We start from the raw sequence: 25,512 nt of genomic DNA on the forward strand, positions 1-25,512 counted from the left end.
CCAGGCAAAAAAATGCCCCGCACGTGGCGGGGCATTTTTATGGGCGCAGCTTACAGACCGTCAAGCATCGCCTTGTTACGCACAGCACCCTTGTCGGCACTGGTGGCCAGCAGGGCGTAAGCCTTCAATGCGGTAGTCACTTTGCGTGGACGCTTCTCCACTGGCTTCCACCCCTTCTTGTCCTGCTCAACCCGGCGCGCGGCCAGTTCTTCATCGCTGATCAACAGGTTGATCGAACGGTTCGGAATGTCGATCAGCACCTTGTCACCATCCTGCACCAGGCCAATCGCGCCGCCGGCAGCGGCTTCTGGCGAAGCGTGGCCGATGGACAGGCCCGAGGTGCCGCCGGAGAAGCGGCCGTCGGTCAGCAAGGCGCAAGCTTTGCCCAGCCCCTTGGATTTCAGGTAGGACGTCGGGTACAGCATCTCCTGCATACCCGGGCCGCCTTTCGGGCCTTCGTAGCGGATGATCACGATGTCGCCTTCCTTCACTTCATCAGCGAGGATGCCGCGAACCGAGCTGTCCTGGCTTTCGTAGATCTTGGCGCGGCCTTCAAAGACGTGGATGGACTCATCCACACCGGCGGTTTTCACCACGCAGCCATCCAGGGCGATGTTGCCGTACAGCACGGCCAGGCCGCCTTCTTGGGAGTAGGCGTGCTCGACACTGCGGATGCAGCCGTTTTCACGGTCGTCGTCCAGGGTGTCCCAACGGGTCGACTGGCTGAACGCAGTTTGCGTAGGGATACCCGCTGGGCCTGCCTTGAAGAAGGTGTGCACGGCTTCGTCGTCAGTCTGGGTGATGTCCCACTTGGCGATGCCTTCGGCGATGGACTTGCTGTGCACGGTCGGCAGATCGGTGTGCAGCAGGCCGCCACGGGCCAGCGAACCGAGGATCGAGAAGATCCCGCCGGCGCGGTGCACATCTTCCATGTGGTACTTCTGAATATTCGGCGCGACTTTGCACAGTTGCGGCACATGACGGGACAGGCGGTCGATGTCGCGCAGGTCGAAATCGATCTCGGCTTCCTGGGCCGCGGCCAGCAAGTGCAGGATGGTGTTGGTGGAACCGCCCATGGCGATGTCCAGGGTCATGGCGTTCTCGAACGCCTTGAAGTTGGCGATATTGCGCGGCAACACCGACTCATCGTTCTCGCCGTAGTAGCGCTTGCACAGCTCGACGATGGTGCGGCCGGCCTGCAGGAACAGCTGCTCGCGGTCGCTGTGGGTGGCCAGGGTGGAACCGTTGCCCGGCAAGGCCAGGCCCAGGGCTTCCACCAGGCAGTTCATCGAGTTGGCGGTGAACATGCCGGAGCACGAACCGCACGTTGGGCAAGCGCTGCGCTCGTATTCCGCGACCTTCTCGTCAGAAGCGCTGGAATCGGCGGCGATGACCATGGCGTCGACCAGGTCGAGGCCGTGGGAGGCGAGCTTGGTCTTGCCGGCTTCCATCGGGCCGCCGGACACGAAGATCACCGGGATGTTCAGGCGCAGGGAGGCCATCAGCATGCCGGGGGTGATCTTGTCGCAGTTGGAGATGCAGACGATGGCGTCGGCGCAGTGGGCGTTGACCATGTACTCCACGGAGTCGGCGATGATCTCGCGGCTCGGCAGGGAATACAGCATGCCGTCATGGCCCATGGCGATGCCATCATCCACGGCGATGGTGTTGAATTCCTTGGCGACACCGCCGGCGCGTTCGATCTCGCGGGCGACCAGTTGGCCCAGGTCCTTGAGGTGGACGTGGCCCGGTACGAACTGGGTGAATGAGTTGGCAATCGCGATGATCGGCTTCTTGAAGTCGTCATCTTTCATCCCCGTGGCACGCCACAGTGCGCGCGCGCCGGCCATGTTGCGGCCGTGGGTGGATGTTTTCGAGCGGTAATCAGGCATTGGAGCACTCCGGGCGGCTAATCGGTATCAATGGGGAGTGAGCTTCTATTGACGTCTGGAACACTCAGAAATGGCCGTGTGTCCGGAAGTTGCCACTCGCGTCGCGGGATCGCCGCTTGCTTGGGCCTCGAGCTCATAAACCCGCCGGGGGATGACTGGCGATGAATAGCGTCGATTCTACACCGCTGGCGGCGAGAGGGAATGGCCGCAACCGTGAAGATAGCGCTTACGGGACGTGCGGGAGGCGCACGACCCACGGTAGGAACCTGCAAGCGGGCTCCTACAGTCGCTTAGCGTCCAGTTCGGGCATTGGTCAGCCAACCCCACAGGCTAAAGACGATGAAGCTCATGGCGATGGTGATCAATAGGTTGGACCCGGTTTGCGCCAGGACGGCACTGCTGACGGCGGCGGTCAGGAACATGATGCTGTTGCCCGCCGAGGCAGCAGTACCTGCACTGCTTGAGAACAGCAACATTGCCGCAGAAATCGCCGCCGGACGAACCAGGGTCACGGCCAGGGCGCTGATTAGCATCGGGATGAGCAACGTCACAGGGGTGATGGCATCCAGGCTGACGATCAGTGTTAACAGCACGCCCGCGACGAGCAGCAGCCCCAGGCCGATACTGATTTGCCGGGACAGCGAAATCCGCTTTTGCAGGTACGAGGCCGCAACGCCGCCAAGCAAGTAGGCCACGCCATAGACCATCAACACCAACGCGTACTGGTATTCGGAGAGCTTCAGCGCGTCCATGAAAATCAGCGGTGTCACGCTGATCAAGGCGAAGTAGCAGGCGAATACCAGTGCGGCGATCCACCAGTAGCGCAGGAAGTCGCGATTACGGGCGACGGCTTTCAGCGTGCCGATGATCGACACCGGCGTGCGGTGTGGGCTGGCGGACTTGGACGGCAGGATGCAGAGGGCGTGGATCAACATGCCCAGTGCCATTACGGCGAACCCATAAAAGCTGCCTTGCCAGTCGAAGGTGGTTTGCAGCCAGGAGCCGATCAACGGCGACAGCGCAACGAATGAACCGCTCAGGGTCATGTAGTAAAGGCGCACGCGAGCGCGGTCTTGCTCCTCGAACAGGTCTTCCACCAGTGCGTGGCCCAGTACGAAGAACCCGCAACCCATGGCCTGGACACTGCGAAACAGCAGGAAGGCCAGGTAGTCCGTCGCCAGTGCGCAACCGAGGGCACCCAGGATCGACAGCGTGATGCACCCGAGCAGGACTTCCTTGCGCCCCCATTTGTCCGACAGCGGGCCGGTGATCAGTTGAGAAATGGAAAAGACCAGGGTGAACAGGCTGATGGACAGCGCGACGTCTGCGCTTGGCGTGTCGAATCGGGCCGCCAGGGCAGGGAATGAGGGCAGGAGAATATTGATCGGAAAGAAACTGATCAATGAAATGCAGGTGATGAGGATGAAGCGGGAGAGGTAGGGCCGAGACATTGTTTTTGTTTTCCGGAGTAAAACCAGAAACGGATACTAGTCTGCGAAAAGTGGAATTCAATCAAAAGCGTTGAGAGAAACTTCCTGAATTGACGTGGCTTGCTTGGGTAGGAAAGCCTTTACGGCAACCACCAAACAAATGTGGGAGGGGGCTTGCCCCCGATTGCGTAGTGTCAGCCCCATATTAGCTGGCTGACACACGGCTATCGGGGGCAAGCCCCCTCCCACATTTTTATCTGTGCTTGGCTTTAGCTGTTTGGCAACAACCGGCACGTAATGCTCTTGATGTAACGCGTCTCTGCAATCGCCGGGTGCACCGGATGATCCGGACCCTGGCCGCCACGCTCCAGCATCTGGATATTGCGATCCAAATGACGGGCGCTGGTCAGCAGGATGTTTTGCAGGTCGTCTTCCGGCAGGTGCATGGAGCACGACGCGCTGACCAGGATGCCGTCCTTGCTGAGCAGGCGCATGGCTTGCTCGTTGAGGCGGCGGTAGGCGCCTTCGCCGTTCTTCATGTCTTTCTTGCGTTTGATGAAGGCCGGTGGGTCGGCGACGATCACGTCGAAGCGTTCTTCGCTGGCTTTCAATTCTTTAAGCGCTTCGAACACGTCGCCTTCGATGCAGGTCATCTTCTCGGCAAAGCCGTTCAGCGCGGCATTGCGCTCCACGCCGTCGAGGGCGAAGGCGGAGGCGTCGACGCAGAACACTTCACTGGCGCCGAAGGCCGCGGCTTGCACGCCCCAGCCGCCGATGTAGCTGTAGAGGTCCAGCACGCGTTTGCCTTTGGCATACGGGGCCAGGCGTGCGCGGTTCATGCGGTGGTCGTAGAACCAGCCGGTTTTCTGGCCCTGGATCACCGGGGCTTCGAATTTCACGCCGTTTTCTTCCAGCGCAACCCACTCCGGCACCAGGCCGAACACGGTTTCGACGTAGCGGTTGAGGCCTTCGGCGTCGCGCGCGGCGGAGTCGTTCTTGAACAGGATGCCGCTCGGTTTGAGCACTTGGGTCAGGGCGGCGATCACGTCTTCTTTATGCGCCTCCATGGTCGCCGAGGCGATCTGCACCACCAGGATGTCGCCGAAACGGTCGACCACCAGGCCTGGCAGCAGGTCGGAATCGCCGTAGACCAGGCGGTAGAACGGCTTGTCGAACAGGCGGTCGCGCAGGGACAGGGCGACGTTCAGGCGGTGCACCAGCAGCGACTTGTCCAACGGCAACTTGATGTCGCGCGACAGCAGGCGCGCGCAGATCAGGTTGTTCGGGCTCATGGCCACGATGCCCAGGGTCTTGCCGCCGGCCGCTTCGAGGATGGCCTGGTCGCCCGCCTGGAAGCCGTGAAGTGGGGTGGCGGCCACGTCGATTTCGTTGCTATAGACCCACAGGTGGCCGTTGCGCAAACGACGATCGGCGTTGGCTTTGAGACGCAGGCTTGGCAGGGACATGACGTCGCTCCGGAAAAAAGAGCGGGAGTATACCTGTTGCGGCGCGGTTCATGTGGGAGTGGGCTTGCCCGCGATGCAGGCGGCGTGGTGTATCTGACGTACGGCGGTGATGCAATCGGGGGGCAAGCCCCCTCCCACATTTAGTCCGATTTCAATCGGGCATTTGGGTGTCGGTCAGGTTTGCTTAGGGGTTAGAATCCCCGCCTAGCCCAGAGTATGTACTTATGTCCCAAGAGCTTTCTTCCGAACAGATCCAACAGGCCCTGCAAGGCATCAGCGTGCCGCCCCAGCCGCAAATCATGGTGGATTTGCAGATGGAGCAATACATGCCCGACCCGGACCTGGAAGTGATCGCCCGGTTGATCTCCCAGGATCCGGGCCTCTCCGGTGCGCTGCTGAAGATCGTCAACTCGTCGTATTACGGGCTGAGCAACAAGATTGCCTCGATCCAGCGTGCCGTGAACCTGTTGGGCAGCCGCTCGATCATCAATCTAATCAACGCCCTGTCGATCAAGGGCGAGATGAGCGACGACACCATCGTCACCCTCAACCGCTTCTGGGACACCGCCCAGGATGTGGCGATGACCTGCCTCACCCTGGCCAAGCGCACCGGCGCCCAGGCGGTGGACGAAGCCTATGCCCTGGGCCTGTTCCACGATTGCGGCGTGCCGCTGATGCTCAAGCGTTTCCCCAATTACATGTCGGTACTGGAGCAGGCCTACGCCAACGCCGGCCCCGACTGCCGCGTGGTCGACACCGAGAACAACGCGTTCAACACCAACCATGCCGTGGTGGGTTACTACACCGCCAAGTCCTGGCGCCTACCGGAGCATGTGACCGACGCCATCGCCAACCACCACAACGCCCTGGCGGTGTTCAGCGATGAGTCGTCGCGCAATTCGCAGCTCAAGAACCTGCTGGCGATCCTGAAAATGGCCGAGCACATCTGCTCGTCCTATCGCGTGCTGGGCAACCAGGCGGTGGACCATGAGTGGAATGCCATCGGCCATCTGGTGCTGGACTACGTGGGCCTGTCGGACTACGACTTCGAAAGCATGAAGTTGTCGATCCGCGAGCTGGGCGCCCACTGACCCTTTCTTCAAGAGGTACACATGCCCGAGTTGCCAGAAGTCGAAACCACCCGGCGCGGAATCGCGCCGCACCTGGAAGGCCAGCGGGTCAGCCGTGTGGTAGTGCGTGAACGGCGCCTGCGCTGGCCGATTCCGGAAGACCTCGATGTGCGCCTGTCCGGCCAGCGCATCGTGCTGGTGGAGCGGCGGGCCAAGTACCTGTTGATCAATGCCGAAGTAGGCACCTTGATCAGCCATTTAGGCATGTCGGGCAACTTGCGACTGGTGGAGGTCGGCATGCCGGCGGCCAAACACGAGCATGTGGATATCGAGCTGGAATCGGGCATGGCCCTGCGCTACACCGACCCGCGGCGTTTCGGCGCCATGCTCTGGAGCCAGGACCCGCACAACCACGAGCTGTTGCTACGCCTGGGGCCGGAGCCGTTGACCGACCTGTTTGATGGCGAGCGCCTGTTCCAACTGTCCCGTGGCAAGTCGATGGCGGTGAAGCCGTTCATCATGGACAACGCGGTGGTGGTGGGCGTGGGCAATATCTATGCGACGGAAGCGCTGTTTGCGGCGGGGATTGATCCGCGTCGGGCTGCGCGCGGCATTTCGCGCGGGCGTTACTTGAAGCTGGCGATTGAGATCAAACGCGTGCTGGCCGCTGCCATCGAGCGCGGCGGTACTACGTTGCGGGACTTTATCGGTGGCGACGGGCAACCGGGGTATTTCCAGCAGGAATTGTTCGTCTATGGCCGTGGTGGCGAGGCGTGCAAGGTTTGCGGGAGCGAGTTGCGCAATGTGGTGCTGGGGCAGCGCGCGAGTGTGTTTTGCCCCAAGTGCCAGAGCTGATCTTGTGTGATGGCTGATGCCGCCTTCACGAGCAAGCCCGCTCCCACATTCGACCGCATTCTCATATTGGAACTCGGTCAACTGTGGGAGCGGGCTTGCTCGCGAAGAGGCCCTTAAGCCTTACCGGTAATCTTGCGGTACTTCTCCATCAACTGCTCTTCCGTCTCCGGATGGGCCTCATCCAGCGGAATGCAATCCACCGGACAAACCTGCTGGCACTGCGGCTCGTCATAGTGGCCGACACATTGGGTGCACAGGTTGGGGTCGATCACGTAGATCTCTTCGCCTTGGGAAATCGCGGCGTTCGGGCACTCGGGTTCGCAGACGTCGCAGTTGATGCAATCGTCGGTGATGATCAGGGACATGGAAACTCCTGCCAGGGCTGTCAGCCAAGGCATCTGAAAACTAATGCGCGCAATTGTGCCGTATTGGCGCCCGCAGTGCGAGCAGGCGCCGATTGAACGGTGTTACTTCTTGAAGCGCAGCGTCAGTGCATCTGCTACGGCCGGATGCACGAACTTGGTGATATCTCCGCCCAAAGCAGCGATTTCACGGACCAACGTCGAGGAAATGAACGAATAACGTTCCGACGGGGTGAGGAACAGGCTCTCCACGTCCGGCGCCAGTTGGCGGTTCATGTTGGCCAGCTGGAATTCGTATTCGAAGTCCGACACCGCGCGCAGGCCGCGCAGGAATACGTTGGCGTTCTGCTCTTTGGCGAAATGCGCCAGCAGCGTGGAAAAACCGACCACTTCCACGTTGGGCAGGTGTTTGGTGACCTCACGCGCCAGCTCCACACGCTGTTCCAGGGGAAACAGCGGGTTTTTCTTGGGGCTGGCTGCGACCGCGATGATCACATGGTCGAACAAGCGTGAGGCACGTTCGACCAGATCGCCATGGCCTTTGGTAATCGGGTCGAAGGTACCTGGGTACAACACTCGGTTCATCGCGTCGTCCTGGCGGAGTCCGTTGGGGAACCGGATGGTATCGCAGCCATCCCGGTCGGGAAAGTCAACTTATGCAGAAGAAAGCAGTATAGACATGGCGAATACCGTGTTTTTTCATGCTGTTTTCAGACGTTCGGCCAATGCTGTCGCCAGTTGGGCAGTCAAACCGTACACCGATAATTGTGGGTTGGCCCCAATGCTGGTGGGGAATAAAGAGCCATCGTGGATCGACAGGTTGCGCAGTTGGTGGTGCCGACCGAGGCTGTCGGCCACTGCGTTTTTCGGGTCGTCACCCATGGCACAACCGCCCATCACATGGGCACTGCCCAGGCACGTGCGATGCAGTTCCAGGTTCAGGTCGTCAATCATCGTGCGGGCTTCGCCCAGGGTTTTGACGTAGCGCGCATCGTGATGCAGCGGCTTGACCGACTTGGCGCCCGCCGCGAACTGGATCTCGGCCATGCTGTGGAACGCACGGCGCAAGCCATCCCAGGCGTAGTCCGACACCTGGTAGTCGAGCACCGGCGTGCCATCGCCGCGCAACTCCACACTGCCGCCCGGGCTGTCGGGGTGGAAGCCGTCGCGCAGCAGCGCCAGCATCGCGTGGGTGTTGGGCAACTGGCTCATGTCCAGGGCGTTCTGGGTGCCGTAGCCGCCGAGCAGGGTGCTGGCCAACGCCGGGTGCAGCGGCGGGGCCTCCAGCTTGTACGACATTTTGCCCGTGGTGCCGTCCTGCCACTGGAAATGGTCGGAATAGATCGACTGCGGCGCGCCGTAGAACGGGTTGATCACCTCGTCGAACAACCCGGCGGAGAAATTCACCAGGTGCAGGAAGGTGCGTTTGCCCAGTCGCGAATGCGGGTCGGGTGCGTCTGAGCGCATCAGCAGCGCCGGGCTATTGATGCCGCCGCCCGAGAGCACGTAATGCTTGGCCTTCACCGTGATCTTGCGTCCGGTCGGCGCCACGCACAGGGTGTCCATGGCCACGCATTCCAGGCTGTTGATGGTGTCGCCGCTGTAGTTGAGGCGTTCGGCGCGGGCCAGGTAGAGCAGTTCGCCACCCTTTTCCAGGGTGGAGGGAATGGTGGTCACCAGCATCGACTGCTTGGCGTTGACCGGGCAGCCCATGCCGCAGTAACCCAGGTTGAAACAGCCGCGCACGTTCCGTGGGATCACGTGCCAACTGTAACCGAGCTTCTCGCAGCCTTTGCGGATCACATCGTTATTGGGGTTGGGCGGCAGGGCCCAGGGCGCGATGCCCAGGCGTTGCTCCATTTTTTCGAACCAGGGCGCCATCTCCGCGCTGCTGTGGCCCTTCACGGCGTATTCGCTGGCCCAATGGGCGAGGGTGGCGTCCGGGGTACGAAAGCTCGATGTCCAGTTGATCAGCGTGGTGCCACCCACGGCCCGGCCCTGCAGGATGGTGATCGCGCCATCCTTGCTCATACGGCCGATGCCCTCCTGGTACAAGCTGGTGTAGGCCTCGTCTTCGAGCAACTTGAAATCGCTGCTGGTCTTGAGCGGGCCTTCTTCGATCAGCAGCACTTTGTAGCCCGCTGCACTGAGGATTTCAGCAGTGGTACCGCCTCCGGCGCCGCTGCCGATGATCACGACGTCGGCTTCCAGGGTCAGGTCGTTGTCGAGGGCGGCGCCATTGTGGGTTTTCCAGCCACGGGCCATGCCGTCGCGGAACAGGTCAGGTACGGGCATAGGAGTGCACTCTTATTTTTGTATGAAGTTGTGGTCGATGTGGGAGCGGGCTTGCTCGCGAATGCAACGTGTCAGTCGATAAAGGTGTGGCTGATCCACCGCTTTCGCGAGCAAGTCCGCTCCCACATTTTTGATCGGGTTATCAAGGCTAGATCTTCGGTGGCCCGGGGTAGCCGCAATGGGCCCAGGACGCGGGCTGGAAGTACCAGGCCATGATCACCAGCTTGAGCAGCGAGCCCTGGCCCATGCGCAGCAGGTTCAGGTAGCTGTTTTCCCAGCGGTGCAGGAAGTTACCGATCTGTTCGCTGCTGGCGTTTTCCCAACTGCCCCAGATACCGGTCAGCGGGCCTCGGGTGATGCCCATGCCGAGTACGTCGAACAACTGCTGGGTGAGCTTGAACATCTCCGGCGACAGGCGCTGCAGGCTGAAGTCGAGCTTTTTAAGGGTGCCTTCAATCCCACTGGCGACTTCCTGGGCGCTGGCCACGCCTTCGAGCAACACCGGGATCACAGCGCGCAAGAACGGCAGGTCACTGCTGCGCAACATGGCAAAACCGCTGGCCGGGGTGCTGCTGGAGCAACCGCTCAGGCTGGCGCCCAACCCGGCGGTGGCCAGGAAGGCGCTGGCGCACAGGCCGATTTTCAAGACGCCGCGCCGCGACAGCGCAGGTGTTTCAGTCAGGCTAGGGTTCATTGTTATTGTTATCCCGTGGGTGGCGGTGTCAGCGGACAAACAGCTTCTGGATCAACTTCTGGATGGCTTTGCCGTAGGGCGGATAGATCAGCTTCGCAGCGTTCAGGCGCTGTTTCACCAGTACGCCCTTGGCTTTGCTGAAGGTGAGGAAGCCTTCGTGGCCGTGGTAGTGACCCATGCCCGACGGGCCGATGCCGCCAAATGGCATGTCGTCCTGGGCCACATGCAGCAGCGTGTCGTTCAGGCACACACCGCCGGAATGGGTTTCGTGGAGCACACGATCCTGCTCGCCCTTGTTGTAGCCGAAGTAATACAGGGCCAGTGGGCGAGGGCGTTGGTTGATGTAGGCAAAGGCTTGGTCGATGCCGCGATAGGGCACGATCGGCAGCACCGGGCCGAAGATTTCGTCCTGCATCACGGTCATGTCATCGCTGACATTCAACAACAGGCTATGGGCCATGCGCCGCGCCTGGCCTTGGTCGTACAGCGGAATCAGGGTGGCGCCTTTGTCGGTAGCGTCCTTGACGTAGGCGTTGAGCCGGGCCAGTTGTCGTTCGTTGATGATCGCCGTGTAGTCCGGGTTGTCGACCAGGCTTGGATAAAAACCGCGAACGGCCTGGGTGTAGGCTTCGACAAAACCTTCGACGCGATCCTCCGGCACCAGCACGTAGTCGGGTGCTACGCAGGTTTGCCCAGCGTTCAGCGCTTTTCCGAAGGCGATACGTTCGGCGGCGTCCTTGAGCGGCACGTCGGCAGACACGATGGCGGGCGACTTGCCGCCCAACTCCAGGGTGACCGGGGTGAGGTGTTCGGCCGCCGCACGCATCACGTGCTTGCCGACGCTGGTGGCGCCGGTAAACAACAGGTGATCGAAGGGCAGCTTGGAGAAGGCCATGCCGACTTCGGCTTCACCCAGCACCACGCACACCAGGTCCTCGGGGAAGATCTTTGCCAGCAACGCTTTGAGTAACTCGCCCGTGGCGGGGGTGGATTCGCTGAGCTTGAGCATCACCCGGTTACCGGCGGCGAGTGCGCCGACCAGTGGGCCGATGGCCAGGTACAGTGGGTAGTTCCAGGGCACGATCACCCCGACCACGCCCAAGGGTTGGTAGATGACTTTGGCCGAGGCGGGTTGGAAGGCAATGCCGACAGCGCGTCGTGAAGGTTTCATCCAGCCCTTGAGGTGTTTGCTGGCATAGTGAATGCCATGCAGGCTGGGCATCAGTTCGGCGAACAGGGTTTCGTCAGCGCTACGGTGGCTGAAGTCTTGGCTGATCGCGTTGATCAGCGCCTGGCGCTCGTCGCTGAGCAGGTCGCGCAGGGCCTTGAGCCATTGCTGGCGCTGGGCCGCTGGCGGCATCGGGTTGGCCGCGTAGGCACGGCGCTGGGTGTCGAACAGGTCTTGGAGTTGATCCAGCGCCTGGGAATCTTGCAGGTAGGCAACGTTGGCAGACATGGCGGCGTTCCCGATTGTTATTGGTCTGCCTGGATTTTTAGAGTCATTACTCTAAATTGTCAAATGTCATTACGCCTACGTGCGGATTTATCCCTGCAAGAATAGTCCGTAAGATGCCCCATCACGTGTACAGAAGCTGATTCCCTATGGCACCACGAGTAAAGACCAGCGAGCGCATTGTGCAAACCAGCCTGGAGCTTTTTAACCAGCAGGGCGAGCGCAGTGTGAGCACCAACCACATTGCCGCCCATATGGAAATTTCGCCGGGCAACCTGTACTACCACTTCCCCAATAAGCAGGCGATCATCGCCGTACTGTTTCGTGAATACGAAGCCCTGGTGGACAGTTTCCTGCGCCCACCCCAAGGTCGCGCTGTTACGGTCGAAGACAAACGCTTCTACCTGCAGGCCGTGTTGGCTGGCATGTGGCGCTACCGTTTCCTGCACCGCGACCTCGAACACCTGCTGGAAAGCGACCCGGAACTGGCCACCGGCTACCGGCGTTTTTCCCAGCGCTGCCTGACCCAGGGTGGGGCTATCTACCAAGGGTTTGTTGACGCCGGCATCCTCAATATGGACCCGGTGCAAACCGAAGCCCTGACCCTCAATGCCTGGATCATCCTCACCTCTTGGGTGCGGTTTTTGTGCACCACCAATGAGAACTCGGCCCACCTGAGCGCCGAGGCGATCAAGCGCGGTGTGTATCAGGTGCTGGTGCTGGAGGCGGGTTTTGTCACGCCCCAGGCAAAAGAAGCAGTGGATGCTTTGTTCAAGGAATTTTACGTGCCGTTAAATCAGGCATTGGAAGAAGTGAAGTAGGACCTTTCCCGAATCGTTCATAGGAGTCCGTCATGCCGCTTGCCCAATTGATCAGCCCCCAGCAACTGGCCGAGCGCCAGAAGGCCGATGGGGTGGTGGTCCTGGATTGCCGTTTTGCCTTGGAAGACCCGGATTACGGACTCTGCAGCTATGCCGAAGGGCATATCGAGGGCGCGCAGTATGCCGACCTGGAACGCCACCTCAGCGGGCCGGTGACCAAGGGCGTGACTGGCCGTCACCCGTTGCCGGACGCCAACACCTTCGCCGAGCAATTACGGGCCTGGGGCGTCAATGCCGACACCGACGTGGTGCTCTACGACGACGGCCCCGGAGCTTATGCCGCGCGTGCCTGGTGGTTGCTGGCCTGGCTGGGCAAGCGTGACGGCGTGTTTATCCTGGATGGCGGCCTCAAGGCCTGGCATGCGGCGGGGTTTCCGTTGAGCCTGGACGCGCCGGTGGTTGAGCCGGGTACATTTATCGGCACGCCGGACAATCGCCTGGTGCTGGACGCTGAACACCTGCAAAAACGCCTGGGCCAACCCGGCCTGACCCTCATTGATGCCCGCGCCCAGCCGCGCTTTCGCGGTGACGTGGAGCCCATCGACCCGATTGCCGGGCACATCCCGGGTGCGCAGTGCGCGGCGTTCAATGAAAACCTCGGCACTGACGGCCGCTTCCTGCCGGCTGAGCAGCTCAAGCAACGTTTCGCCGCCCAATTGCAGGGGCGCTCGCCGGAAGATCTGGTGGCGTATTGCGGTTCGGGCGTGACGGCGTGCCACAACCTGTTTGCCCTGAGCCTGGCGGGTTACCCATTGGGTAAATTGTATGCAGGGTCGTGGAGTGAGTGGATTACCGATCCACAGCGTGAAATCGCCACTGGCGACTGAACACACAACCCCTGTAGGCGCCGGCAAGCCGTGCTCCTACAGGTGCGGTGTGGTTTGCGTCAGCAGCCAGGCGGGAATCCGGCGTTCCAGGTAATAGCTTGGCTGTTTGAGAGAACCGTCGACAAAACCTACATGCCCACCTTTGGCTGTCAGCTCAAACTCAGTGCACGCCGACAGTTCACTCGCCTCAGGCAGGCTATGGGCAAACACAAACGGGTCATCAGCCGCCTGGATGATCAAGGTGGGCGTTTGGATGCCGCCCAGGTAATAGCGGCTCGACGCGCGGCGGTAATAGTCCTCGGCACTCAAGAAACCATGCAACGGCGCAGTCACCCGGCCATCGAAGTCCCAGAACGTGCGCATTTTCTCCAATGAGCCCAGGGCCTCCAGGGTTTTCAGCCCGTCCGCCCGACCATCCTGCAGAAAGCGGCTTTGCTTGACGCGGATATACGCCACCATTTCGCGCATGAAATGCTTCTGGTAAACCCGCGAAAAGCCCAGGCCGATACGGTCCGCGCATTGGTCTAAACGAAACGGCACCGACACCGCCGCGGCGCCTTGCAGCCCCGATGCCGCGCCGGTTTCCCCCAAATGCTTGAGCAGCACATTGCCGCCCAGTGAGTAACCCACGGCATACAACGGCGCCAACGGTCGCTTGGCCCGCAGGTGGGCAATGGCCGCTGCCAGGTCTTCGCTCGCGCCGGAGTGATAGCTGCGCGCTAACAGGTTCGGTTCGCCCGAGCATCCACGCCAGTTCAACGCGGCGCTGGCCCAGCCTTGCGCGGCAAGGGCTTTTTGCAGGCCGGCCACATAGGGCGAGTTGGAGGAACCGGTCAGCCCATGCAGCACCAGCACCAAGGGTGCTTGCGCGTCATGTGGGCCGTGCCAGTCGAGATCGAGGAAGTCGCCATCTTCCAGCCACAGGCGTTCGCGTTGGCGTTCGATATGGGTAGTTGGGCGCCACAGCGGCCCCCACAGCGTTTGCAGGTGAGGGTTGCCGAGACCGAAGGCGGGAGTGAACAGGTGGGTAGAAGGCTTCATGAAACTCTCTGTGGCGAGCGCACTTAATTGTGGTGAGCGGGCAGTGCGACGATTCGACAAGCCCGCTCACTACAACACAAGCCCTGCTGCCACGTCCGGAGGTCAGGCGACGCTACGGTGCCACAACGCGTAATACACCCGTCCGGACTTCTGTTCCCGGTGCAGGCGCCACGCTGCTGGCAAGCCGAGGGTAGAGGGCGCTGACTCGCTTTCAGTGTAGATCCACGCATCCGGTGCCAGCCATTGGCGTTCTTCCAGCAGTGCGCACACGGTTGGCAGCAGGTTTTGGTTGAACGGCGGGTCGAGGAACACCACGTCGTATTCACTGGCTGGCTGTGTCTCGAGGTAGCGCAGCGCGTCGGCGGTTTGCACTTGGCCGGTGGTGCAGCGCAGGGTGCCCAGGTGTTCCTTGAGGCTGGACACCGCCACATTGCTGGCGTCCAGCGCCTGGCCCAGGGCGGCGCCACGGGACAACGCCTCCAGGAACAACGCGCCACTGCCGGCAAACGGATCCAGCACCTTGGCGCCCGCGATGTACGGTGCAAGCCAGTTGAACAGGGTTTCACGCACGCGGTCCGGCGTCGGGCGCAGGCCCACGACGTCGGGGAAGCTCAGCTTGCGGCTGCGCCATTCGCCGCCAATGATGCGCAGTTGGCCCACACCGTTATGGACGTTGTGGACAGGTTTTTTCGGGCGAGATGAACTGGCCATTAATGCTCCGGAACCCCGAGCGGCTGCTCGGCGGGTTTATCAGTGGGGGGCGGTAGTGGCTTTTGCGCAATCGTCGGGCCGGCGGTCACGATGACCATCTTGTCGGCGCTCAAGTGTTTGTTCATTGCAGCCTTGACCTGCTCTACGGTCAGGGCCTGGGATTGTTTCATGAAATCTTCCAGATAGCTCAGCGGCAGGTTGTAGAAACCCATGGCGCCCAGCTGCCCGACGATGTCGGCGTTGCTCGCGGTCGACAGCGGGAAGCTGCCGGCCAGCTCGCGCTTGGCGTCATCGAGTTCTTTTTGCGTTGGGCCGGTCTTGAGGTAGTCGGCTACCACATCCTCGACCAGGCGCAGGGTGCCGCCGCTCATTTCCGCGCGGGTCTGCAGGTTGATCATGAACGGGCCACGCACCTGCATCGGCGAGAAGCCGGAGTAAACGCCATAGGTCAGGCCGCGTTTTTCGCGCACTTCGCTCATCAAGCGGGTGCCGAAACCACCGCCGCCGAGGATCTGGTTACCCAGTGACAAGGCAGCGTAGTCCGGGTCGGCACGGTCGATGCCCAGTTGTGCGAACAGCAGGTGCGTCTGCTTGGACGGGAACTCGATACGGCTCAAACCCGGTTTGGGTTCGGTCGGCTGGGCGATTTTTGGCAGGGCGGGGCCCTTGGGCAGCGACGCGGAAACCTTGGCGGTCATGGCTTCGGCTTCGGCGCGGGTGAGGTCGCCGACCACTGCAATCACCGCGTTGCCCGCTGCGTAAGCCTTGGCGTGGAACGCCTGCAACTGCGCGACGGTAATCTTCGGGACGCTCTCCGGTGTGCCTTCGCTTGGGTGCGCGTAAGGATGGTCGCCGTACAGGCGCTTGAACAGCTCAAGGCTCGCCAGCTTGCCGGGGTTCTGCTTCTGGTATTCGAAGCCGGCCAGGATCTGGTTCTTGATCCGCGCCAGGGAGTCGGCCGGGAAGGTCGGCTTGCCGATCACCTGGTCAAACAGGCTCAGGGCGGCGTCGCGTTTATCGCTGTCGCTGAGGCTGCGCAGGGACACCAGCGCCATGTCGCGGTACGCGCCATTGCCAAAGTCCGCACCCAGGCCTTCGAAGTCGCGGGCGATCTGGCTCACATCCTTGCCCGGCACGCCTTCGTTGAGCATGGCGTTGGTCATCAGCGCCAGGCCCGGTACGTTGCCGTCCTGGCTGCTGCCGGCGGCGAACAGGATGCGCACGTCGAACATCGGCAGTTCATGGGCTTCGACGAACAGCACCTTGGCGCCTTCGGCGGTGGTCCAGGTTTGCACGTCGAGCTTGCGGTTGGTCGGCGCCTTGCCGTCCAGTTCCGCCAGGGATTGCAGTGTGTTGCTCGATTGGGCTTTTTCCAATGCCGGGCTGGCCACGGAGTCGCTCGGGCGCAGGAAGTACACGGCGCTGGCGGCGATCAGGGTGACGACGACCAGGCCGGGGAAGAACAGGCGGCTGCTTTTGCGATCACTCATGAGCGGTCTCCTGAGGCAGAACATGGGCGACGCTGAGACGTTCGCGGGTGAAATAGGTGCGCGCGGCGTTCTGGATATCTTCCGGGGTCACGCTTTGCAGGTCGGCCAGTTCGGTGTCCATCAACTTCCAGGACAGGCCAACGGTCTCCAGGGAGCCAATGGCCGTGGCCTGGCTGGTGATGGAGTCACGCTGGTAGACCAGGCCGGCAATGACCTGGGCGCGGATGCGTTCCAGCTCTTCGGCGGTCGGTGGCTTGGCCTTCAGCTCTTCCAGCAGGCGCCACAGGCCGGCTTCGGCTTGGGCGACGGTCTTTTTCTTCTGCTGGTTCGGCGTGGCGGACAGCATGAACAGGGTGTCACCGCGGGTATAGGCGTCGTAGTTGGTCGACGCAGCAGAGACCAGCTCTTCACCGCGCTCCAGCTGCTCGGAGATACGAGCGCTGTAGCCGCCGTCCAGCAGGGCCGAGATCAGGCGCAGGGCCTGCACCGAACGCTTGTCTTCGGCGGTGGCCAGGCCAGGGACGTTGAAGCCCAGCATTACGCTCGGCAGTTGGGTTTGCACATGCAGGGTCAGCAGGCGCTCGCCGGGCTCGGCCAATTCCATTGGGATCTTCGCCGGTGGCACGTCGCGCTTGGGGATAGGGCCGAAGTAGCGATTGGCCAGGTTCTTCACCTCGTCCGGGGTGACATCGCCGACCACCACCAGGGTGGCGTTGTTCGGGACGTACCAGGATTGGTACCAGTGGCGCAGCTCTTCGACTTTCATGCGGTCCAGGTCGGCCATCCAGCCGATGGTCGGCGTGTGGTAGCCACTGGCCGGGAATGCCATGGCCTTGAAGCGCTCGTAGGCCTTGGACATCGGATTGTCGTCGGTGCGCAGGCGGCGCTCTTCCTTGATTACCTCGATCTCGCGGCTGAATTCATCGGCGGGCAGGCGCAGGCTGGCCATGCGGTCGGCTTCCAGCTCGAAGGCAACGCCCAGGCGGTCGCGGGCCAGCACTTGGTAGTAAGCGGTGTAGTCATCGCTGGTGAAGGCGTTCTCTTCCGCGCCCAGGTCGCGCAGGATCAGCGAGGCTTCGCCGGGGCCGACCTTGGCGCTGCCCTTGAACATCATGTGCTCCAGGGCGTGGGACAAACCGGTCTGGCCCGGGGTTTCGTAGCTCGAACCGACCTTGTACCAGACCTGGGAAACCACCACCGGCGCGCGATGGTCTTCGCGCACGACGACCTTGAGGCCGTTGTCCAGGGTGAATTCGTGGGTGGGTTGTGGGTCGGCAGCCAGAGCTGAAAGAGGCAGACAAACTGTGCTGAACAGCAGGCCTGCGGCGCGGCGGGCTAGAGCATTCATTCGTTTTTAAACCTGTTGGGCTGCCCGCTTGGTCTTAGCGTCGGCGGGCGAGGAGGTGCTAGGATACTGATCGGATTTAAGGACGGCCACTGCGGCAGTCGTGTTGAGGCCGTTTTAGGCCTTACGAAATGTTGCGCATGAACGAGCTGGCTAAAAAACAGTCTGTTACGCATCGAATTTTATTTACCGGCGCGCCCCTTGGTGCGTCGCTACCTTGAGATAGCCGTCTCCATGTTTGGTTCCAACGACGACAAGAAGACCCCAGCTGCGGCTGGCGAGAAAAAAGGCCTGTTCGGATGGCTGCGCAAAAAGCCGCAGGAAACCGTCGACGAACAGCCACAGGTTCAAGCCGAACCGATCCCCGAGCCTATAGTAGAAGCCGAAACCCCGGCACCCGTGGTGTTGCCGATGGCCGAACCGGTTTTGCAGCCGGTCGCCGAGGTTGAGCCTGAACCCGAGCCGCAGCCCGAGCACAAGCCGTGGCCGGAACTGCCGGTGGCCGAAGAGCCCGTGGCACTGGTTGAAGATGTGCAGGCCGAGCACGTGGTGCCGCCGATTCCGGTGGTCATTGAGCCGCAGCCGGTGGTCGTTGAAGCGCCAGCTCCCGCACCGGTGGCTATCGAGCCAGTAATAGCCGCTCCCGCCGTTATCGAAGAACCTGTCGCGCCTGCCGAGACCAGCAAGACCGGCTTCTTCGCCCGCCTCAAGCAAGGCCTGAGCAAGACCAGCGCCAGTATCGGCGAAGGCATGGCGAGCCTGTTCCTGGGCAAAAAGGTCATCGACGACGAACTGCTGGAAGACATCGAAACCCGCCTGCTTACCGCCGACGTGGGCGTTGAAGCCACCGCCGTGATCATCCAGAGCCTCACCCAGAAGGTCGCGCGCAAGCAGTTGACCGACGCTGACGCGTTGTACAAATCCCTGCAGGCCGAGTTGGCCGCCATGCTCAAGCCGGTGGAAGCACCCCTGGTGATCACGCCGAAGAAGCCATTCGTGATCCTGGTGGTGGGCGTCAACGGCGCCGGCAAGACCACCACCATCGGCAAGCTGGCCAAAAAGCTGCAGTCCGAAGGCAAGAAGGTCATGCTGGCGGCGGGTGACACCTTCCGTGCCGCCGCAGTTGAACAACTGCAGGTCTGGGGCGAGCGCAACAAGATCCCGGTCATCGCCCAGCACACCGGCGCCGATTCCGCCTCGGTGATCTTCGATGCCGTGCAAGCCGCCAAGGCCCGCAACATTGATGTGCTGATCGCCGATACCGCCGGTCGCCTGCACACCAAAGACAACCTGATGGAAGAGCTGAAGAAAGTCCGTCGCGTGATCGGCAAGCTCGACGCAGACGCTCCGCACGAGGTTCTGTTGGTGCTGGACGCCGGTACGGGCCAGAACGCTATCAGCCAGGCCAAACAATTCAACCAGACGGTGCAACTGACCGGCCTGGCATTGACTAAGCTCGACGGCACGGCCAAGGGCGGTGTGATTTTCGCCCTGGCCAAACAGTTCGGGTTGCCGATTCGTTATATCGGCGTCGGTGAAGGCATCGACGACCTGCGCACCTTTGAAGCGGAACCCTTTGTACAGGCACTGTTTGCCGAGCGGGAGCGTTCATGATTCGATTCGAACAGGTCGGTAAACGCTATGCCAACGGGCATGTCGGCTTGCATGAGCTGAGCTTTCGAGTGCGGCGGGGCGAGTTCTTGTTTGTCACCGGCCATTCGGGTGCCGGTAAAAGTACGTTGCTGCGCCTGCTGCTGGCCATGGAACGCCCGACCACCGGCAAACTGCTGCTGGCCGGGCAGGACCTGGCAACCATCAGCAATGCGCAGATCCCGTTTCTGCGCCGGCAGATCGGCGTGGTGTTCCAGAATCACCAACTGCTGTTTGATCGCACCGTGTTCAACAACGTGGCGCTGCCGTTGCAGATCCTCGGGCTGTCCAAGGCCGAGATCGTCAAGCGCGTGGATTCGGCCTTGGAGCGCGTGGCGCTGTCGGACAAGACCGACCTGTACCCCGGCGACCTCTCCACCGGCCAGCAACAGCGCGTTGGCATCGCCCGCGCCATCGTCCACCGCCCGGCCTTGCTGCTGGCGGACGAACCTACCGGTAACCTCGACCCGCGCCTGGCGGCCGAGATCATGGGCGTGTTCGAAGACATCAACCGCCTGGGCACCAGCGTGCTGATCGCCAGTCACGACCTGGCGCTGATCGCCCGCATGCGCCATCGCATGCTGACCCTGCAGCGCGGCCGCCTGATCGGTGACGGGGAGGCCGGCGTATGAGTGCTACACGCAGCCCTAAAGTCTCCGAGCGCGTGGCGCCGAAACCGGCCGACCCGCAACCGCAGAAGAAAAAACACGATCATGATGACGACGGCCCGGACTTCAGCACCTTGCTGCGCGCCTGGATCGAAAGCCATCGCGCCAGCCTGCTCGACAGCCTGCGCCGCCTGGGCAAGCAACCGATCGGCAGCTTTTTCACCTGCCTGGTGATGGCAGTGGCCTTGAGCCTGCCGATGGGCCTGTCGCTGCTGCTTAATAATGTGGAGCGCCTGGGCGGTTCCTGGCAGCGCGCGGCGCAGATCTCGCTGTACCTGAACATCGACGCCAGCGCCAAAGACGGCGAAGCGTTGCGCGACGACATCAAGAACATCCCAGGTGTGGCGGATGCCGAGTACATCAGCCGCGACCAGGCCCTTGAAGAGTTCCAGCAACAATCCGGCCTGGGCGAGGCGCTTAAAGAGCTGCCGCAGAACCCGCTGCCGGGCGTGGTACTGGTGACGCCGAATGAAGTCGACAAGCCGGCGCTGGAAGCCCTGCGACAAAAACTCGCAGAGATGCCCAAGGTGCAGCAGGCGCAACTTGATCTAGTCTGGGTAGAGCGCCTGGCGGCGATCCTCAAGCTGGGCGACCGGTTTGTGTTCGGTTTGACGGTGCTGTTGGTGTCTGCATTACTTTTGGTGATAGGTAATACCATTCGTCTTCATATTGAAAACCGTCGCACCGAGATAGAAGTGATTAAACTGGTCGGCGGCACGGACAGCTATGTGCGTCGTCCTTTTCTGTACATGGGCGCGCTTTATGGCTTCGGTGCCGGGGTTTTGTCCTGGGGCGTGCTGGCATTTGGCCTGGACTGGCTGAACGACGCGGTTGTCGGGCTGGCCGGACTCTACGGCAGTGATTTCGCGCTGGCCGGTGTGCCGGTAGCCGATGGTCTGAGTCTCTTGCTTGGCGCGGTGTTGTTGGGGTATATCGGTGCTTGGATTGCGGTCGCACGGCATTTACGTGAGCTGGCACCGAAGTAGTTAATGTCAGATTAATGTGGTTTCGTTTGTATTGACCGTATCGGTGGTTTAGGGAACTTGTCCTACGGTTCCCGGTCAATTTTCGCAGTGCTTCACTGCACGAGTTATGTGAGTCGGAGGTTTTTTCGTATGACCACTTCTTTGCAACCTGCTTATGCCTTGGTCCCGGGTGCGAACCTGGAAGCCTATGTGCATACGGTAAACAGCATTCCATTGCTGACGCCCGAGCAGGAGCGTGAACTGGCCGAGAGTCTCTACTATGAGCAGGATTTGGGGGCGGCTCGGCAGATGGTGCTCGCCCACCTGCGTTTTGTTGTACATATTGCCCGTAGCTACAGCGGCTACGGCCTGGCCCAGGCTGACCTGATCCAGGAAGGCAACGTCGGCCTGATGAAGGCGGTAAAGCGCTTCAACCCTGAAATGGGTGTGCGCTTGGTGTCGTTTGCCGTGCACTGGATCAAGGCGGAAATCCACGAGTTCATCCTGCGCAACTGGCGCATTGTGAAAGTCGCGACCACCAAGGCCCAGCGCAAGCTGTTCTTCAACCTGCGCAGCCAGAAAAAACGCCTGGCGTGGCTGAATAACGAGGAAGTTCACCGTGTGGCCGAAAGCCTGGGCGTGGAACCTCGTGAAGTGCGCGAGATGGAAAGCCGCCTGACCGGCCATGACATGGCCTTCGACCCGGCCGCCGAAGCGGACGACGACAGCGCCTTCCAATCGCCGGCCAACTACCTGGAAGACCACCGGTACGACCCGGCGCGTCAACTGGAAGACGCCGACTGGAGCGACAACTCCAACCACAACCTGCATGAAGCGCTGGAAGTGCTGGACGACCGCAGCCGTGACATCCTCTACCAGCGCTGGCTGGCAGAAGAAAAAGCCACGCTGCACGACCTGGCGCAGAAGTACAACGTGTCGGCCGAGCGGATTCGTCAGCTCGAGAAAAGCGCGATGAACAAGCTGAAATTGTCGATCGCCGCCTAAAACGCTGCGAAAAGATAAAAAAATGCCCCGATCGGAAGATCGGGGCATTTTTGTTTGTGCTCAAAGAGTCTCAGGTCAACTCGATTTAAGGTGGGAGCTGGCTTGCCTGCGATGAGGCCGTGTCAGCCAAGACAACTGTTGACTGACCCACCGATATCGCAGGCAAGCCAGCTCCCACAGGAACCGCGGGGTGTCAGTCGGACCAGGGTGCTTTGCGTGAGTTGTTCAGCTCAACCAGATACCCATCCCCACCCAACTGGCTCATCTGCTGGCGAATCCAAGCCGCTCGCCTCGCCACATACGCCGTCGGGTGACTGGCGCTCCACACCCTCGGGTTAGGCAGTACAGCAGCCAAATAGCTGGCCTGCTGTCGCGATAATCCCTTGGCACTCACCCCAAAGTGATGCCGCGCCGCCGCTTCCGCGCCGAACACACCTTCATCCCACTCCACGCTGTTGAGGTACACCTCAAGGATCCGTTGCTTGGGCCACAGCACCTCGATCAACCCGGTGAACCACGCCTCCAGGCCTTTGCGCAAATAACTGCGGCCGGCCCACAGGAACAGGTTTTTCGACACCTGCTGGCTCAATGTACTGGCGCCGCGAATCGAGCCGCCGCGCTCGTTGTGCAGGATGGCGGCCTGGATTGCGCCGAAGTCAAAACCCCAATGCTGCGGGAAACGCTGGTCTTCACCGGCCATCACCGCCACTTTGAGGTCATCGGAGATCTCGTCCCACGGCACCCAGCTGCGCTGCAGGTCAATGGGTTCGCCGTCGAACCAGGATTCGACCTTGCGCTCCACCATCAGCGCGGTGAAGGGCGGCGGGACGACACGAAACAGCAGCACCAGCAGCACACTGCCGATGGCAAACCATTTCACGACGTTGAGAAAGCGTTTGAAGAGGAGACGCAGCATAGAGATGGCTTGGCCGAACCCGTTGAGCGGGCCATTATACAGACCCGGCCCTTTGAGTCTGACTGGAGTTCCTCATGCTGCGAAGCTTTCTGATGCTGGCCGCGTTTTTCGGCTTTACCGGTGTTGCCCTCGGCGCTTTTGCCGCCCACGGCCTGAAAAACCGCCTGAGCGCCGACTACCTGGCGATCTTCCACACCGGCGTGACCTACCAACTGGTGCACGCCCTGGCGCTGTTTGGCGTGGCGCTGCTGGCGGCGCATATTCCTGGCCGGTTGGTCAGCTGGGCGGGTATTTCGTTTACCGTCGGCATTCTGCTGTTCTCCGGTAGCCTGTACGTGCTGACCATGACCGGCATCAGCAAACTCGGGATCATCACGCCATTTGGCGGCCTGGCGTTCCTGCTTGGTTGGTTTTTCCTCGGCCTTGCTGCCTGGCGCTTGCAGCTGACCGCTTGACGCTTGGAGCTGACCTTTAGGTCCCAATCGAGCTAGAATGCTGGCCCCTTAAAACGATGGCGGCCCGTGGCATGCGCATTCAGTTGAACGGCGAATCCTTTGAACTGCCCGACGGTGAAACCGTTGCGGCCCTGCTGACCCGCCTGGACTTGACCGAGCGTCGCGTTGCAGTGGAGCTCAACCTGGATATCGTCCCGCGTAGCCAGCACGCCGAGACCGCGCTCACCGAAGGTGATCAGGTCGAAGTGGTCCACGCCATTGGCGGCGGCTGATCGCGCAGCTTCCTGAATTCTGCAGAACCTCACCCCATTTCGAGGATTTCCCATGAGCATCGTTCGTAACGACAAGCCCTTCGTCCTGGCCGGTCGTACCTACCAGTCCCGTCTGCTGGTCGGCACCGGCAAGTACCGCGACATGGAAGAAACCCGCCTGGCTATCGAAGCCTCGGGCGCTGAGATCGTCACCTTCGCCGTGCGCCGCACCAACCTTGGCCAGATCGAAGGCGAGCCGAACCTGCTCGAAGTGCTGTCGCCGGATCGCTACACCTTCCTGCCGAACACTGCGGGTTGCTACGACGCCATCGAAGCCGTGCGCACCTGCCGCCTGGCCCGTGAGCTGCTCGACGGCCACAACTTGGTGAAGCTGGAAGTGCTCGCCGACCAGAAAACCCTGTTCCCCAACGTGATCGAAACTCTCAAGGCCGCCGAAACCCTGGTCAAGGAAGGCTTCGACGTGATGGTCTACACCAGCGATGACCCAATCATTGCGCGCCAATTGGCGGAAATCGGCTGCATCGCCGTGATGCCGCTGGCCGGCCTGATCGGTTCCGGCCTGGGTATCTGCAACCCGTACAACCTGCAGATCATCCTCGAAGAAGCCAAGATCCCGGTGCTGGTGGATGCGGGCGTGGGCACGGCCTCCGACGCAACCATCGCCATGGAGCTGGGCTGCGACGCAGTGCTGATGAACTCGGCCATCGCCCATGCCCAGCAACCGATCATGATGGCCGAAGCCATGAACCACGCCATCGTCGCGGGCCGCCTGGCCTACCTCGCCGGTCGCATGCCGAAAAAACTCTACGCCAGCGCCTCCTCGCCGCTGGATGGTCTGATCAAGTAAGAGCCATTGATGACTGAATCAAACGAAACGCCGAACACCCTGGAAGCAGGCGACGAGTCCAAGCACCGCCGCATCAAGAGTTTTGTGATGCGCGCCGGTCGCATGACCGAAGGCCAGCAAAAGGGCCTGGAGCAAGGTACGCCGCTGTTCGTGCTGCCATTGGCCGATGCGCCGGTGGATTACGACCAGGTGTTCGGCCGTTCGGCCCCGCGCTCCCTGGAAATCGGCTTTGGCATGGGCAACTCCTTGCTGGAAATGGCCGCCGCCGCGCCGGACCAGGATTTCATCGGCGTGGAAGTCCACCGCCCCGGTGTCGGCGCGCTGCTCAACGGTGTGTTGACCCAAGGGCTGACCAACCTGCGTGTGTATGACTGCGACGCGATCGAAGTGCTCAACCGCTGCATCGCCGACAACAGCCTTGACCGCCTGATGCTGTTCTTCCCCGACCCATGGCATAAAGCCCGTCACCACAAGCGCCGCATCGTCCGGGCCTCCTTCGCGGAGCTGGTGCGCAGCAAGCTCAAGGTGGGCGGCATCCTGCACATGGCTACCGACTGGGAACCCTACGCGGAATACATGCTGGAAGTGATGAACGTCGCCCCCGGCTACCGCAACCTCGCCGAAGACGGCAAATGCGTACCACGCCCGGCTGAGCGCCCGATTACCAAGTTCGAACGCCGCGGCGAGCGGTTGGGGCATGGGGTGTGGGATCTGAAGTTTGAGAAGGTTGACTGACAAACCGTTGGTTTGGAATGCGGTCAAAAAAATGTGGGAGCGGGCTTGCTCGCGAATGCGGAGTGTCAGTCACTGGAGATATTGACTGATCGACCCCATTCGCGAGCAAGCCCGCTTGTGTCTTGAGACAGGATTAAGCTGAAGGTGAGAGGGTGAGTGGCAAGCTGAATGCCCGAAGTGCTTAAAG

The 25,512-nt window shown here is 61.4% G+C and carries 25 protein-coding genes; 12 read left to right on the forward strand and 13 right to left on the reverse strand.

Annotated elements, in window-relative coordinates; genetic code table 11:
- Window positions 1-50: 50 nt before the first annotated feature.
- The 3 genes from ilvD to CWC48_RS12315 all read right to left on the reverse strand — a co-directional run bounded on the left by ilvD (window position 51) and on the right by CWC48_RS12315 (window position 4,788).
- Entirely contained in the window at window positions 51-1,892 is a 1,842-nt protein-coding gene (gene ilvD, locus CWC48_RS12305; RefSeq protein ID WP_078050582.1) for a dihydroxy-acid dehydratase, read from the reverse strand.
- Between the two features lie 290 nt (window positions 1,893-2,182).
- Entirely contained in the window at window positions 2,183-3,343 is a 1,161-nt protein-coding gene (locus CWC48_RS12310) for an MFS transporter (protein ID WP_100491939.1), read from the reverse strand.
- Between the two features lie 248 nt (window positions 3,344-3,591).
- Window positions 3,592-4,788: a class I SAM-dependent rRNA methyltransferase gene (locus tag CWC48_RS12315; RefSeq protein ID WP_003195152.1), complete on the reverse strand. Its 1,197-nt coding sequence runs from the start codon at window positions 4,786-4,788 to the stop codon at window positions 3,592-3,594.
- 278 nt (window positions 4,789-5,066) lie between these two features.
- On the opposite strand from CWC48_RS12315, the gene CWC48_RS12320 reads away from it, so the two are divergent.
- Together CWC48_RS12320 and mutM are read left to right on the forward strand one after the other, a co-directional pair.
- On the forward strand, window positions 5,067-5,879 hold the full coding sequence (locus CWC48_RS12320) for an HDOD domain-containing protein (protein ID WP_177409538.1): 813 nt from the start codon (window positions 5,067-5,069) through the stop codon (window positions 5,877-5,879).
- A gap of 21 nt (window positions 5,880-5,900) precedes the next feature.
- On the forward strand, window positions 5,901-6,713 hold the full coding sequence (gene mutM / locus CWC48_RS12325) for a bifunctional DNA-formamidopyrimidine glycosylase/DNA-(apurinic or apyrimidinic site) lyase (protein ID WP_100491940.1): 813 nt from the start codon (window positions 5,901-5,903) through the stop codon (window positions 6,711-6,713).
- A 113-nt stretch (window positions 6,714-6,826) separates the two neighbouring features.
- Here mutM and CWC48_RS12330 read toward each other — a convergent pair whose 3' ends face one another.
- The 5 genes from CWC48_RS12330 to CWC48_RS12350 form a co-directional block, all read right to left on the reverse strand.
- Window positions 6,827-7,078, reverse strand: a complete 252-nt coding sequence (locus CWC48_RS12330) for a YfhL family 4Fe-4S dicluster ferredoxin (RefSeq protein WP_003195146.1) — start codon at window positions 7,076-7,078, stop codon at window positions 6,827-6,829.
- A 102-nt stretch (window positions 7,079-7,180) separates the two neighbouring features.
- Window positions 7,181-7,660, reverse strand: coding sequence for a pantetheine-phosphate adenylyltransferase (coaD, locus tag CWC48_RS12335; RefSeq protein WP_003176711.1), 480 nt, complete (start codon window positions 7,658-7,660; stop codon window positions 7,181-7,183).
- Window positions 7,661-7,774: 114 nt separating this feature from the next.
- Entirely contained in the window at window positions 7,775-9,370 is a 1,596-nt protein-coding gene (locus tag CWC48_RS12340) for a GMC family oxidoreductase (protein WP_078050579.1), read from the reverse strand.
- 148 nt (window positions 9,371-9,518) lie between these two features.
- On the reverse strand, window positions 9,519-10,064 hold the full coding sequence (locus tag CWC48_RS12345; RefSeq protein WP_078050578.1) for a twin-arginine translocation pathway signal protein: 546 nt from the start codon (window positions 10,062-10,064) through the stop codon (window positions 9,519-9,521).
- Window positions 10,065-10,092: 28 nt separating this feature from the next.
- On the reverse strand, window positions 10,093-11,520 hold the full coding sequence (locus tag CWC48_RS12350; protein ID WP_100491941.1) for a coniferyl aldehyde dehydrogenase: 1,428 nt from the start codon (window positions 11,518-11,520) through the stop codon (window positions 10,093-10,095).
- A gap of 146 nt (window positions 11,521-11,666) precedes the next feature.
- On the opposite strand from CWC48_RS12350, the gene CWC48_RS12355 reads away from it, so the two are divergent.
- Together CWC48_RS12355 and CWC48_RS12360 are read left to right on the forward strand one after the other, a co-directional pair.
- Complete coding sequence (locus CWC48_RS12355; protein WP_016976019.1) at window positions 11,667-12,338, forward strand: TetR/AcrR family transcriptional regulator; 672 nt, start codon at window positions 11,667-11,669, stop codon at window positions 12,336-12,338.
- 32 nt (window positions 12,339-12,370) lie between these two features.
- A complete protein-coding gene (locus CWC48_RS12360) occupies window positions 12,371-13,225 on the forward strand; it encodes a sulfurtransferase (RefSeq protein WP_099493130.1) in 855 nt (284 codons plus the stop codon).
- A gap of 36 nt (window positions 13,226-13,261) precedes the next feature.
- On the opposite strand, the gene CWC48_RS12365 is transcribed toward CWC48_RS12360, so the two are convergent.
- The 4 genes from CWC48_RS12365 to CWC48_RS12380 all read right to left on the reverse strand — a co-directional run bounded on the left by CWC48_RS12365 (window position 13,262) and on the right by CWC48_RS12380 (window position 17,815).
- A complete protein-coding gene (locus CWC48_RS12365; protein WP_099493129.1) occupies window positions 13,262-14,266 on the reverse strand; it encodes a hydrolase in 1,005 nt (334 codons plus the stop codon).
- A 102-nt stretch (window positions 14,267-14,368) separates the two neighbouring features.
- Window positions 14,369-14,977: a 16S rRNA (guanine(966)-N(2))-methyltransferase RsmD gene (rsmD, locus tag CWC48_RS12370; RefSeq protein WP_100491942.1), complete on the reverse strand. Its 609-nt coding sequence runs from the start codon at window positions 14,975-14,977 to the stop codon at window positions 14,369-14,371.
- Complete coding sequence (locus CWC48_RS12375; RefSeq protein ID WP_099493128.1) at window positions 14,977-16,467, reverse strand: pitrilysin family protein; 1,491 nt, start codon at window positions 16,465-16,467, stop codon at window positions 14,977-14,979. Before CWC48_RS12375 ends, rsmD begins: the two co-directional genes overlap by 1 nt.
- Window positions 16,460-17,815: a pitrilysin family protein gene (locus CWC48_RS12380; RefSeq protein WP_100491943.1), complete on the reverse strand. Its 1,356-nt coding sequence runs from the start codon at window positions 17,813-17,815 to the stop codon at window positions 16,460-16,462. Before CWC48_RS12380 ends, CWC48_RS12375 begins: the two co-directional genes overlap by 8 nt.
- Before the next feature lie 231 nt (window positions 17,816-18,046).
- On the opposite strand from CWC48_RS12380, the gene ftsY reads away from it, so the two are divergent.
- From ftsY to rpoH, 4 genes are all read left to right on the forward strand, one after another.
- Window positions 18,047-19,426, forward strand: coding sequence for a signal recognition particle-docking protein FtsY (ftsY, locus tag CWC48_RS12385; RefSeq protein WP_078050571.1), 1,380 nt, complete (start codon window positions 18,047-18,049; stop codon window positions 19,424-19,426).
- A complete protein-coding gene (gene ftsE / locus CWC48_RS12390; RefSeq protein ID WP_003234627.1) occupies window positions 19,423-20,094 on the forward strand; it encodes a cell division ATP-binding protein FtsE in 672 nt (223 codons plus the stop codon). The genes ftsY and ftsE overlap by 4 nt, the downstream gene beginning before the upstream one ends.
- A complete protein-coding gene (gene ftsX, locus CWC48_RS12395; protein ID WP_078050570.1) occupies window positions 20,091-21,116 on the forward strand; it encodes a permease-like cell division protein FtsX in 1,026 nt (341 codons plus the stop codon). Before ftsE ends, ftsX begins: the two co-directional genes overlap by 4 nt.
- Before the next feature lie 129 nt (window positions 21,117-21,245).
- Window positions 21,246-22,100, forward strand: coding sequence for an RNA polymerase sigma factor RpoH (gene rpoH / locus CWC48_RS12400; protein WP_003176698.1), 855 nt, complete (start codon window positions 21,246-21,248; stop codon window positions 22,098-22,100).
- A gap of 193 nt (window positions 22,101-22,293) precedes the next feature.
- Here rpoH and mtgA read toward each other — a convergent pair whose 3' ends face one another.
- Window positions 22,294-23,016 carry a monofunctional biosynthetic peptidoglycan transglycosylase gene (gene mtgA, locus CWC48_RS12405; protein WP_016976027.1) on the reverse strand — a complete coding sequence of 241 codons (723 nt, stop codon included), beginning with the start codon at window positions 23,014-23,016 and terminating at the stop codon, window positions 22,294-22,296.
- Between the two features lie 74 nt (window positions 23,017-23,090).
- Between mtgA and CWC48_RS12410 the strand changes: the two genes are divergently transcribed.
- The 4 genes from CWC48_RS12410 (at window position 23,091) to trmB (ending at window position 25,325) form a co-directional block, all read left to right on the forward strand.
- Complete coding sequence (locus CWC48_RS12410) at window positions 23,091-23,471, forward strand: DUF423 domain-containing protein (RefSeq protein WP_100491944.1); 381 nt, start codon at window positions 23,091-23,093, stop codon at window positions 23,469-23,471.
- Window positions 23,472-23,542: 71 nt separating this feature from the next.
- On the forward strand, window positions 23,543-23,743 hold the full coding sequence (thiS, locus tag CWC48_RS12415) for a sulfur carrier protein ThiS (protein WP_177409485.1): 201 nt from the start codon (window positions 23,543-23,545) through the stop codon (window positions 23,741-23,743).
- 52 nt (window positions 23,744-23,795) lie between these two features.
- Window positions 23,796-24,590: a thiazole synthase gene (locus CWC48_RS12420; RefSeq protein WP_078050567.1), complete on the forward strand. Its 795-nt coding sequence runs from the start codon at window positions 23,796-23,798 to the stop codon at window positions 24,588-24,590.
- A gap of 9 nt (window positions 24,591-24,599) precedes the next feature.
- Window positions 24,600-25,325 carry a tRNA (guanosine(46)-N7)-methyltransferase TrmB gene (trmB, locus tag CWC48_RS12425; RefSeq protein WP_100491945.1) on the forward strand — a complete coding sequence of 242 codons (726 nt, stop codon included), beginning with the start codon at window positions 24,600-24,602 and terminating at the stop codon, window positions 25,323-25,325.
- The last annotated feature ends 187 nt before the right edge of the window (window positions 25,326-25,512 follow it).

Origin of the sequence: Pseudomonas sp. S10E 269 (assembly GCF_002798465.1) — a bacterium.
Taxonomy (GTDB): Bacteria; Pseudomonadota; Gammaproteobacteria; order Pseudomonadales; family Pseudomonadaceae; genus Aquipseudomonas; species Aquipseudomonas pergaminensis.

Coding starts and splice junctions, on each gene's coding strand:
- ftsY (WP_078050571.1), top strand. CDS start 18,047: ATGTTTGGTTCCAACGACGACAAGAAGACCCCAGCTGCGGCTGGCGAG.
- CWC48_RS12355 (WP_016976019.1), top strand. CDS start 11,667: ATGGCACCACGAGTAAAGACCAGCGAGCGCATTGTGCAAACCAGCCTG.
- CWC48_RS12310 (WP_100491939.1), bottom strand. CDS start 3,343: ATGTCTCGGCCCTACCTCTCCCGCTTCATCCTCATCACCTGCATTTCA.
- trmB (WP_100491945.1), top strand. CDS start 24,600: ATGACTGAATCAAACGAAACGCCGAACACCCTGGAAGCAGGCGACGAG.
- CWC48_RS12330 (WP_003195146.1), bottom strand. CDS start 7,078: ATGTCCCTGATCATCACCGACGATTGCATCAACTGCGACGTCTGCGAA.
- mutM (WP_100491940.1), top strand. CDS start 5,901: ATGCCCGAGTTGCCAGAAGTCGAAACCACCCGGCGCGGAATCGCGCCG.
- CWC48_RS12360 (WP_099493130.1), top strand. CDS start 12,371: ATGCCGCTTGCCCAATTGATCAGCCCCCAGCAACTGGCCGAGCGCCAG.
- mtgA (WP_016976027.1), bottom strand. CDS start 23,016: ATGCTGCGTCTCCTCTTCAAACGCTTTCTCAACGTCGTGAAATGGTTT.
- ilvD (WP_078050582.1), bottom strand. CDS start 1,892: ATGCCTGATTACCGCTCGAAAACATCCACCCACGGCCGCAACATGGCC.
- CWC48_RS12410 (WP_100491944.1), top strand. CDS start 23,091: ATGCTGCGAAGCTTTCTGATGCTGGCCGCGTTTTTCGGCTTTACCGGT.
- rpoH (WP_003176698.1), top strand. CDS start 21,246: ATGACCACTTCTTTGCAACCTGCTTATGCCTTGGTCCCGGGTGCGAAC.
- rsmD (WP_100491942.1), bottom strand. CDS start 14,977: ATGGCCAGTTCATCTCGCCCGAAAAAACCTGTCCACAACGTCCATAAC.
- CWC48_RS12365 (WP_099493129.1), bottom strand. CDS start 14,266: ATGAAGCCTTCTACCCACCTGTTCACTCCCGCCTTCGGTCTCGGCAAC.
- CWC48_RS12345 (WP_078050578.1), bottom strand. CDS start 10,064: ATGAACCCTAGCCTGACTGAAACACCTGCGCTGTCGCGGCGCGGCGTC.
- ftsX (WP_078050570.1), top strand. CDS start 20,091: ATGAGTGCTACACGCAGCCCTAAAGTCTCCGAGCGCGTGGCGCCGAAA.
- ftsE (WP_003234627.1), top strand. CDS start 19,423: ATGATTCGATTCGAACAGGTCGGTAAACGCTATGCCAACGGGCATGTC.
- CWC48_RS12350 (WP_100491941.1), bottom strand. CDS start 11,520: ATGTCTGCCAACGTTGCCTACCTGCAAGATTCCCAGGCGCTGGATCAA.
- CWC48_RS12375 (WP_099493128.1), bottom strand. CDS start 16,467: ATGAGTGATCGCAAAAGCAGCCGCCTGTTCTTCCCCGGCCTGGTCGTC.
- coaD (WP_003176711.1), bottom strand. CDS start 7,660: ATGAACCGAGTGTTGTACCCAGGTACCTTCGACCCGATTACCAAAGGC.
- CWC48_RS12420 (WP_078050567.1), top strand. CDS start 23,796: ATGAGCATCGTTCGTAACGACAAGCCCTTCGTCCTGGCCGGTCGTACC.
- thiS (WP_177409485.1), top strand. CDS start 23,543: ATGCGCATTCAGTTGAACGGCGAATCCTTTGAACTGCCCGACGGTGAA.
- CWC48_RS12380 (WP_100491943.1), bottom strand. CDS start 17,815: ATGAATGCTCTAGCCCGCCGCGCCGCAGGCCTGCTGTTCAGCACAGTT.
- CWC48_RS12315 (WP_003195152.1), bottom strand. CDS start 4,788: ATGTCCCTGCCAAGCCTGCGTCTCAAAGCCAACGCCGATCGTCGTTTG.
- CWC48_RS12340 (WP_078050579.1), bottom strand. CDS start 9,370: ATGCCCGTACCTGACCTGTTCCGCGACGGCATGGCCCGTGGCTGGAAA.